Here is a 9,010-nt window from a genome sequence, read left to right as displayed (position 1 = left end):
TTGTTTCCGTACTCCTATAAAATGATAAGAAGTGCAGATTTTTATAAATTAATTTTTGACAAAATAAACCAACAATCCAACATAGAAATTTTTCAAGATGAGGTGGTTGATTTTGCAGAATTAGGCAACCATTGTGTGGTACAAACAAAAACCAAATCGTTTACTTGCAATCAAATTTTCAATAGCATTTATTCGTCAGAACTCGTAAACGCTCAAAATAAATTTCCATTGGTTCAACAACATTTTATCGGTTGGTTTATCAAAAGTAAAGAAGCGGTTTTTACAGAAGATTGCCCAACATTTATGGATTTTTCCATAGAACAAAAAGGAAATACACGGTTTATGTATATTTTACCAACATCATCAACGGAAGCTTTGTTAGAATATACTTTGTTTTCAAAAGATTTACTTTCAAAAGAAGCCTACGAAACCGAAATTGAAAAATACATTCAAAAATTAGGTGTTGCCGAATACGAAATCGTAGAAAAAGAACAAGGCAATATTCCTATGACTTGTTTTCCTTTCTGGAAAAAAAATAGCAAAAACATCATAAATATTGGTTCTGCAGGCGGATGGAGTAAAGCTAGTACAGGTTATACATTTAAAAATTCGGTAAAAAAGTCAAGAGAATTAGTTAGGTTTTTACAAACAAAAAATGATTTTACCAAATTTCATAAAATCAACAAATTTTGGTTTTACGATTTATTACTAATAGACATTTTATTTAAAACAAATCAATACGGAAGTGCTATTTTTTCGAGTATGTTTAAAACCGGAAAAGCACCATTGATTTTAAAATTTTTAGATGAAGAAACTACTTTTTGGGAAGATTTACAAGTCATATGGATGTGTCCACAACGTTTGTTTCTTAAAGCGTTAATAAAAAGAATTTTTTAATTTTTTGTTGCCGCGAATTAAAAAAGTAAAAAAGTAAATTCGAATTAATTATCGACTTGGTCGATACAAATTTTTCAAAAATGCGTTTAATTCGAGAATTCGTGGTTAGCTTTTTAATACTCTTCTGAATGTTTCTTATTCACCAATTTTATATTCGTATAAAACTGATTTACCTCTGTGAAAGTTACGCCTTTTTCATCAAATCGTTTAAACGTAAAATCGCGTAATTTTTCTTCAATATTTAAGGATTTTAATATCATTTTATTTTTAACAATTTCAAAATTCATAGCTACTTTTTCTCTTTGATAAATCCAGTTTGAGGTAAATTTATGATTTTTCCCAATGCTTTCTTCACTGGAATAAAAGAACGGATAGGGTTCTTGAGTTTCGTAATTTAATTGCAATAAATTGTAATTTTTATCCACAATAAAATGGCCTTTATAAAACCCTTTCGATTCAAAAGTTACCAATAACTCCTCATTATCTAACCATTCTCTGGTAAATTCGTATCCGTTAGGATGAACAAAAAAATCTAATTCAGAAGTAGTTAAATTTTTACGAATTGGAAAACCAGAAAGCCAACCAATTGGAGATTCTTCGGAACTATATGCTTTAAAAATCTCTTTAAAATTAGAAAACCAATTATTTTTATTTTCTATCACATTTTTTTTTGAAAACGTATTACTGAAATTGGTTATTTTAATTATTTGATCTTCTTTCCTATTAATAATTGTATCGGAATTTTTTAAATTTACTTGACGCAAATCGAAAACAAAACTTGTAGTGTCGGTTTTTTTAAACAATTGCTTATTTACTTTTTTTAAGATAGTTGCAATTTTTGGTTTGCTTTTTATATTGACCGTTTCAATTTCTGCCTCTTTGAGTTCTTGAGCAAAACTAAAAGTAGCAACACTTAAAAAAAATAAAATGTAATATCTCATAATCTAATATCTTGTTACAAATATAGTATACAATTTTAAAGATTTGATCATATTTATAAAACGATAACAAATCTTTATGAAAAGTTTATATGTGTAGAACTAAAAACTTTGTAAATTTGTACATTATAAATGCAATTTAAAAAAACAAAATATGTATCCAGAAGAAATGGTAAAACCCATGCGTACAGAATTATCTGATGCAGGTTTTCAAGATTTATATTCAGCTGAAGCCGTTGAACAAGCTATCAGTAAAACAGGAACAACTTTAGTGGTTATCAATTCAGTTTGTGGCTGTGCAGCCAGAAATGCTCGTCCAGGAGCAAAAATGAGTTTAGAGAATGTAAAAAAACCAAGTAATTTAGTAACTGTTTTTGCGGGAGTAGACAAAGAAGCAGTAGACAAAGTAAGAGAACACATGTTCCCTTTTCCTCCATCTTCACCATGTATGGCATTATTTAAAGATGGCGAATTGGTTCACATGTTAGAACGCCATCATATTGAAGGTCGTCCAGCGGAACTAATCGCAGAAAACTTACAAGACGCGTTTAACGAATATTGCTAACTACTATGCAAGCATATTATAAAAACCACCTTATTGGTGGTTTTTTTATTTATAAGACTTATCTTTGACAACGATTAACACAAAAAAGGTATGCAAAAAATTATTTCGTATCCATTATCGGTACTTTATGCAATAGTTTTTTTATTTTGGTTGCTTCTTTTTCACCCTATTCAATTGGTATGTTACCATGTATTTGGGTATAATGCGCATAGAATATCAGTAGCGGTTTTAAATTTTTTTCTATTAAGAACTTCTCATATTCTAGGTACAACTTATACCTTAACAGGCAGAGAAAATTTACCAGAAAACAAACCTTTAATTTTAGTTTGTAACCATCAAAGCATGCACGATATTATTCCAATAATTTGGTTTTTTAGAAATGTGCATCCGAAATTTATTAGTAAAAAAGAGCTAGGAAAAGGCATTCCAAGTGTTTCTTTAAATTTAAGAATTGGTGGTTCTGCATTAATTGATAGAAAAGACGGGAAACAAGCTTTAACAGAAATAAAAAAAGCAGGAGAATATATCAATAGTACAAATCGTTCGATGGTTATTTTTCCTGAAGGAACGAGAAGCAAAACTGGCAAACCTAAAGAATTTGCAACAAATGGTTTGAAAATGTTATATAAAAATGCTCCAAATGCTTATTTTGTTCCCATAAGTATAAACAATTCGTGGAAAATGAATAAATTTGGACAATTTCCTTTTGGACTAGGAACAAAAATAACATTTCAAATTCATGAACCTTTAAAAATTTCTGATTATTCATTTGATGAAATTTTTGAAAAAACAGAAAAAACTATAAAAAATCACATAAATTAATAAACATGTCTATACAAAACATACGACTTGAAGTCATGCAATTATTGGAAAAGAAAATTGATTCTTTTATGGAAGAATTTTTAATTCCTGTAGAAAAAATTTGGCAACCAACTGATTTATTACCTGATCCTAATCAAGAAAACTTTTTAGAAGAAGTAAAAGAATTAAGAGAAATTTCAAAAGATTTACCTTATGATTTTTGGGTTACTTTAGTTGGCGACACCATTACAGAAGAAGCTTTACCAACGTACGAATCTTGGTTAATGGATGTGGAAGGTGTTGATAACGTGGAAAGAAATGGATGGAGCAAATGGGTACGCCATTGGACTGGTGAAGAAAATCGTCATGGCGATGTTTTAAACAAATATTTATACTTGTCAGGACGCGTAAATATGCGTGAAATAGAACAAACTACGCAACATCTTATTAATGATGGTTTTGATATTGGAACCGGAAGAGATCCGTACAAAAACTTTGTTTATACTAGTTTTCAAGAATTAGCCACATTTGTTTCTCATAATAGAGTGGCGCTGATTGCAAAAAAATACGGAGAAAAGAAGTTGTTTAAAATGTGTAATCTTATTGCTGGTGATGAAATGCGTCATCATTTAGCTTACAGCGAATTTGTAAATCAGATTTTTAAAGTAGATCCAAGTGAAATGATGTTGGCTTTTCAATATATGATGAAGCAAAAAATTACGATGCCTGCTCTTTTCTTACGTGAGTCTGGTGATAAAATTGGAAGTGCTTTTGAGGCGTTTTCAGATTCGGCACAAAGAATTGGCGTATATACCGCCTCTGATTATGTAGATATTTTACAGAAATTAAATGAAAAATGGGACATTGGAAATATCAATGGTTTGACAGCTGAAGCTGAAAAAGCTAGAGACTATTTGATGAAATTACCAGAAAGAATGAGAAAAATTTCTGAAAGATTAATCATTCCAGAACAAGGTCAAATTTTTAAATGGGTAGAACCTGCTTTAATTAGATAATTTTAACTTTCAAAATATAAATTCCAAATTCCAAAAGAGTTTGGAATTTTTTATCCAAACTAAAATGTCAGTACTGGAAAATACTCAAAACTTCGTAAAAAAGCGACTAGAAAATGCGGAAAGTGGTCATGATTGGTTTCATATAGAGCGTGTATATAAAAACGCTTTGCTAATTGCTAAAGAAGAAATTTGTAATATAGAAGTAGTGCAATTAGCCGCTTTATTACACGACATTGCCGATAGTAAATTTCACAATGGTGATGAAACTATTGGTCCGAAAGTAGCACGTGATTTTTTAACAAAAGAAAATGTTAATGAAGAAATCATTTCTCATGTAGTGGCAATAATTGAAAATATTTCTTTTAAAGGAGGAAATTTCGAACAAAACTTCCATTCAAAAGAATTAGAAATTGTGCAAGATGCGGACAGATTGGATGCCATTGGCGCTATTGGAATTGCTCGGACATTTAATTATGGTGGCTTTAAAAATAGAGCCATTTATGATCCTGAAATTTTGCCACATTTATCGATGTCAAAGGAAGCATATAAAAATTCTACTGCGCCCACAATTAATCATTTTTACGAAAAATTATTACTTTTAAAAGACAAAATGAATACGGAAACTGGTAAAAAAATCGCGCAAAAACGTCATGATTTTATGGAATCGTATTTAGAGCAATTTTATAATGAGTGGAACGGAATTGTTTAGTATTCAATGTTCAGATTTTAGTCTTCAGTTATGTGTATAAAAAAGCAGTTTTCAGAAATGAAAACTGCTTTTTTATTTTAAATAGTCTTTTACTAATTACTGCAAACTGAACACTTATTAAACTACACCTTGACCCAACATAGCATCGGCAACTTTTACGAATCCAGCAATATTTGCACCTTTAACGTAATCTACATAACCATTCGCATCTGAACCATATTTTACACATGCTTCATGGATATTTTTCATAATTCCTTTTAATCTTTCGTCTACTTCTTCTGAAGACCAACTTAAACGTAAAGAATTTTGAGACATTTCTAAGCCTGAAGTTGCAACACCACCAGCGTTTGAGGCTTTTCCTGGTGCAAATAATATTTTTGCGTTTTGAAAAATAGTTACTGCTTCTGGAGTGGTTGGCATATTTGCGCCTTCAGCCACACAGAAACATCCATTGGCAACTAACGTTTTAGCTTCAGCTTCATTTAATTCATTTTGAGTAGCACATGGTAATGCGATATTACATTTTACTTCCCAAGGGCGTTTTCCTTCAACAAATTTTGCTGATGGATATTTTTTAATGTAATCTGAAATTCTTCCATAATTTACGTTTTTAATTTCCATTACATACGCTAATTTTTCAGCATCAATTCCGGCTTCGTCATAAATATAACCAGAAGAATCTGACATAGTTACCACTTTACCGCCTAATTGAGTTGCTTTTTCTGCAGCATATTGCGCTACGTTTCCAGAACCAGAAACTACAACCGTTTGACCTACAAAACCTTTACCTTTTGTTTTTAACATGCTATCTGCGAAATACACATCTCCGTAACCTGTTGCTTCCGGACGAATAAGTGACCCTCCAAAGGAAATTCCTTTACCAGTTAATACGCCAGTAAATTCATTTCTTAATCTTTTATATTGTCCAAACATATAACCTACTTCACGACCTCCAACACCAATATCTCCTGCAGGAACATCCGTATCCGCACCAATATGTTTTGATAACTCAGTCATAAACGCTTGACAAAATCTCATAATTTCTACATCTGATTTTCCTTTTGGATCAAAATCTGCACCACCTTTCCCCCCGCCCATTGGCAAAGTAGTTAATGAATTTTTGAAAACTTGTTCAAATGCTAAGAATTTTAAAATACTTAAATTTACAGAAGGATGAAAACGAATTCCTCCTTTGTAAGGCCCGATTGCTGAATTCATTTGAATTCTATAACCTCTATTTACTTGAGTTGTTCCTTTGTCGTCTATCCATGCTATTCGGAACATAATGACTCTTTCTGGCTCCACCATTCTTTCCAATAGCATTTTGCCTTGGTATTTAGGATTCGCCTCGATAAAAGGAATTACTGTTTCCGCCACTTCTCTTACGGCTTGCATAAATTCTGGTTCGTTTGCATTTCTTTTAGCTACTTCGCCTAAAAATACTGTAACACTTTGACTCATAATTATATTTTTTTTTGATATTTTTCTGCTGCAAATATACATCTTAAAAAAAATACTTCGAAGAATTTGCTAAAAAAATTAGTGTTTTTTTAATTTAAAAGTAAACAACCTATAAAAAAATAAGAAATCATCAAAAAAACAACATAATGTTACAGTTTTAAAAAGCACAAATTCGTTGTTACTAAAAATAATTATTTTGCTTATTAAAATAATTTTCTTCGCTTTTGGTATGCTAATTGATATTTATTTTATAAATTTACCTCATATATTGAAATTATGGCAAAAAATTACATTTATATTATTCTATTTTTCTTATCATTTAGTTTGGGTGCTGTGGCTCAAGAAAGCAAAAACAGCAGTTCATCTAGATCGCAAGAACCTACTATTGAAGGATTGAGTTTGTACCCTAACCCTAACAATACTGGGAAAGTTTACATTACTTCTAAATTAAATTTAGACAAAAAAGTGGAGATTTTTGATGTATTAGGGAAAAAAGTAATTGATGCTACTTTATACACTAAAGAATTAAACATCTCTAATTTGAACCCAGGTGTTTACATCATTAAAATCAAAGAAGGCGAAGCTTCCGCTACTAGAAAACTGATTGTTAACTAGTTAATAATATATCTTTATTAAATTTACATTAAGTTTAAGAGACCCATGCATCCTAAAATTAATTTTGTTTCTATATTTGTACTCAATTTAAAATCTTATAACATGAAAAAAATTTACTCATTATTATTAATTGCATCTACTTCATTAAGTATTGCACAAAATTTAGTTGTTAACCCTACTTTCTCAACTGTATTAACTGGATGGTCGTCAACAGGAACTAATTATGCCTTACCAACACATATAACAACCGAAGGACAAGATGACACCTTTTCTGTTAAATATATTGCAACTGCTACAACTGGGTTGGATCAAAAATTTAGTGTTGTTCCTGGAGCTACAGTAAATGTATCTTTTTGGTACAAAGCTGCAAGAACGGACGGAGGAGCAACTGGTAATACTGCCAGAATTTGGAGTGTATTTTCTGACCCAACTAGTGCAACGCCTACAACACCAATAAATCCTCCTGGAACAACAGCTGCAAGTGATGATCCATTAAGAAATAGCAATACATATCTTGCTCAAGCAGCAACTTGGACTCAAGTAACTGTTTCTTCTACTGTTCCTGCTGGAGCAACTGTTTTTCAATTACAACTTAGAGCTTACAACGGTGCTACAGTTAGTTTTGATAATATTTCTTTTAGTAGTCCTGGCGCTTCAGTATTAGGAGCTGAATCTTTCTCACAAATTGACGGATTGAAAATGTATCCAAATCCAGCGAAAAATAATTTATTTATTGAAACGGCTTTAAATAGTGATATCAATGTATCAATAATCAATGTTTTAGGAAAAGAAGTAATCAATTCGAAAGTAAGTAATAATGCTGTAACTATTTCTGGTTTAACTCCAGGTATGTACATTGTAAAAATTACTGAAGAAGGAAAAACATCAACTAAAAAATTAATTATTGAATAATTAGTTTTAACACATATTCAAAAAAGCACCAATTAATGTTGGTGCTTTTTTTATACCCAAAAATCAGAAAAGATACTTGCAACTAATATTCTTTTTCTACTTTTGTATCATGATTTCACAAGAAGACATTTTTGCTATTTCCTCTAAAAAAGAATTTGAAAAAATTACTTTAAAAGTTTTTCGTTATCAATACGAAAACAACAAAGTGTATCAAGCATTTTGTAATCATTTAGGGAAAAACCCAAGTAATGTCAAACAAATAAATGCGATTCCGTTTTTACCTATACAGTTTTTTAAATCGGAAACAATAGTTTCTAATTCCAACCAAGTTCAAGCTATTTTTACCAGCAGTGGCACAACAGGTGCTATTACAAGTCGACATTTTGTAACAGATATTTCGATATACGAAAACAGCTATAACATTACTTTCGCTCAATTTTATGGAAATATTCAGGAATATTGTGTTTTGGCCTTACTTCCATCTTATTTAGAAAGAGAAGGTTCTTCTTTAATATATATGGTTAACGATTTGATTGCAAAAAGCAACCATAAAGACAGTGGATTTTATCTAAATAATCTTGAACAACTTGCTGATAAAATTATTGAACTTGAAAATGAAGGCCAAAATATTCTATTGATAGGCGTTACTTATGCTTTATTAGACTTAATTGAATATAAAAAATTCAACTTACAAAACACTATAATTATGGAAACTGGTGGTATGAAAGGCAAGCGAAAAGAAATCATACGAGAAGAATTACACAAAACCCTATGCGAAGGATTTGGAGTGAACACGATACACTCGGAATACGGAATGACCGAACTATTATCTCAAGCGTATTCGCTAGGAAACGGTATTTTTGAATGTCCTTTATGGATGGATATACTAATTAGAGATACGGAAGACGCTTTTCAATATGTTGAAAACGGAAAAACAGGTGGCATCAATGTGATTGATTTGGCGAATATAAATTCCTGCTCGTTTATTGCTACGCAAGATTTAGGAAAAAAACACCAAAATATGACTTTTGAAGTATTGGGAAGATTTGACAATTCTGACATTAGAGGTTGTAATTTAATGGTTTATTAAAAAATA

The 9,010-nt window shown here is 30.8% G+C and carries 10 protein-coding genes; 8 read left to right on the top strand and 2 right to left on the bottom strand.

Features of this window, described 5'->3' with window-relative positions:
• The coding region (locus ACIQ2I_RS01585; protein ID WP_396180684.1) for a lycopene cyclase family protein at nt 1-897 on the top strand (897 nt) is incomplete at its 5' end.
• 113 nt (nt 898-1,010) lie between these two features.
• On the opposite strand, the gene ACIQ2I_RS01580 is transcribed toward ACIQ2I_RS01585, so the two are convergent.
• Nucleotides 1,011-1,838: a hypothetical protein gene (locus ACIQ2I_RS01580; protein WP_396180683.1), complete on the bottom strand. Its 828-nt coding sequence runs from the start codon at nt 1,836-1,838 to the stop codon at nt 1,011-1,013.
• A 151-nt stretch (nt 1,839-1,989) separates the two neighbouring features.
• Between ACIQ2I_RS01580 and ACIQ2I_RS01575 the strand changes: the two genes are divergently transcribed.
• From ACIQ2I_RS01575 to ACIQ2I_RS01560, 4 genes are all read left to right on the top strand, one after another.
• Entirely contained in the window at nt 1,990-2,400 is a 411-nt protein-coding gene (locus tag ACIQ2I_RS01575; RefSeq protein WP_396180682.1) for a BrxA/BrxB family bacilliredoxin, read from the top strand.
• 90 nt (nt 2,401-2,490) lie between these two features.
• Nucleotides 2,491-3,222: a lysophospholipid acyltransferase family protein gene (locus tag ACIQ2I_RS01570; protein WP_396180681.1), complete on the top strand. Its 732-nt coding sequence runs from the start codon at nt 2,491-2,493 to the stop codon at nt 3,220-3,222.
• Between the two features lie 5 nt (nt 3,223-3,227).
• On the top strand, nt 3,228-4,217 hold the full coding sequence (locus tag ACIQ2I_RS01565) for an acyl-ACP desaturase (RefSeq protein ID WP_396180680.1): 990 nt from the start codon (nt 3,228-3,230) through the stop codon (nt 4,215-4,217).
• Between the two features lie 64 nt (nt 4,218-4,281).
• On the top strand, nt 4,282-4,926 hold the full coding sequence (locus tag ACIQ2I_RS01560; RefSeq protein ID WP_396180679.1) for an HD domain-containing protein: 645 nt from the start codon (nt 4,282-4,284) through the stop codon (nt 4,924-4,926).
• A 117-nt stretch (nt 4,927-5,043) separates the two neighbouring features.
• Here ACIQ2I_RS01560 and gdhA read toward each other — a convergent pair whose 3' ends face one another.
• Nucleotides 5,044-6,387 (bottom strand): NADP-specific glutamate dehydrogenase, encoded by a 1,344-nt coding sequence (gene gdhA / locus ACIQ2I_RS01555; RefSeq protein WP_396180678.1) that lies wholly within the window; start codon nt 6,385-6,387, stop codon nt 5,044-5,046.
• A gap of 276 nt (nt 6,388-6,663) precedes the next feature.
• Between gdhA and ACIQ2I_RS01550 the strand changes: the two genes are divergently transcribed.
• The 3 genes from ACIQ2I_RS01550 to ACIQ2I_RS01540 all read left to right on the top strand — a co-directional run bounded on the left by ACIQ2I_RS01550 (nt 6,664) and on the right by ACIQ2I_RS01540 (nt 9,004).
• A complete protein-coding gene (locus ACIQ2I_RS01550; RefSeq protein ID WP_396180677.1) occupies nt 6,664-7,002 on the top strand; it encodes a T9SS type A sorting domain-containing protein in 339 nt (112 codons plus the stop codon).
• A 102-nt stretch (nt 7,003-7,104) separates the two neighbouring features.
• Nucleotides 7,105-7,914: a T9SS type A sorting domain-containing protein gene (locus tag ACIQ2I_RS01545; protein ID WP_396180676.1), complete on the top strand. Its 810-nt coding sequence runs from the start codon at nt 7,105-7,107 to the stop codon at nt 7,912-7,914.
• Between the two features lie 109 nt (nt 7,915-8,023).
• Nucleotides 8,024-9,004, top strand: a complete 981-nt coding sequence (locus ACIQ2I_RS01540; RefSeq protein ID WP_396180675.1) for an acyl transferase — start codon at nt 8,024-8,026, stop codon at nt 9,002-9,004.
• Nucleotides 9,005-9,010: the final 6 nt, after the last annotated feature.

This window comes from Flavobacterium sp. (genome assembly GCF_044368995.1).
Taxonomy (GTDB): Bacteria; Bacteroidota; Bacteroidia; order Flavobacteriales; family Flavobacteriaceae; genus Flavobacterium.
Note: the sequence above shows the minus strand (reverse complement) of the source record. Positions and strands in the feature narration are given on the sequence as shown.

Excerpts from the sequence above, each read along its gene's own strand:
- ACIQ2I_RS01565 (WP_396180680.1), top strand. The coding sequence starts at position 3,228 with ATGTCTATACAAAACATACGACTTGAAGTCATGCAATTATTGGAAAAG.
- ACIQ2I_RS01560 (WP_396180679.1), top strand. The coding sequence starts at position 4,282 with ATGTCAGTACTGGAAAATACTCAAAACTTCGTAAAAAAGCGACTAGAA.
- ACIQ2I_RS01575 (WP_396180682.1), top strand. The coding sequence starts at position 1,990 with ATGTATCCAGAAGAAATGGTAAAACCCATGCGTACAGAATTATCTGAT.
- ACIQ2I_RS01580 (WP_396180683.1), bottom strand. The coding sequence starts at position 1,838 with ATGAGATATTACATTTTATTTTTTTTAAGTGTTGCTACTTTTAGTTTT.
- ACIQ2I_RS01570 (WP_396180681.1), top strand. The coding sequence starts at position 2,491 with ATGCAAAAAATTATTTCGTATCCATTATCGGTACTTTATGCAATAGTT.
- ACIQ2I_RS01545 (WP_396180676.1), top strand. The coding sequence starts at position 7,105 with ATGAAAAAAATTTACTCATTATTATTAATTGCATCTACTTCATTAAGT.
- gdhA (WP_396180678.1), bottom strand. The coding sequence starts at position 6,387 with ATGAGTCAAAGTGTTACAGTATTTTTAGGCGAAGTAGCTAAAAGAAAT.
- ACIQ2I_RS01540 (WP_396180675.1), top strand. The coding sequence starts at position 8,024 with ATGATTTCACAAGAAGACATTTTTGCTATTTCCTCTAAAAAAGAATTT.
- ACIQ2I_RS01550 (WP_396180677.1), top strand. The coding sequence starts at position 6,664 with ATGGCAAAAAATTACATTTATATTATTCTATTTTTCTTATCATTTAGT.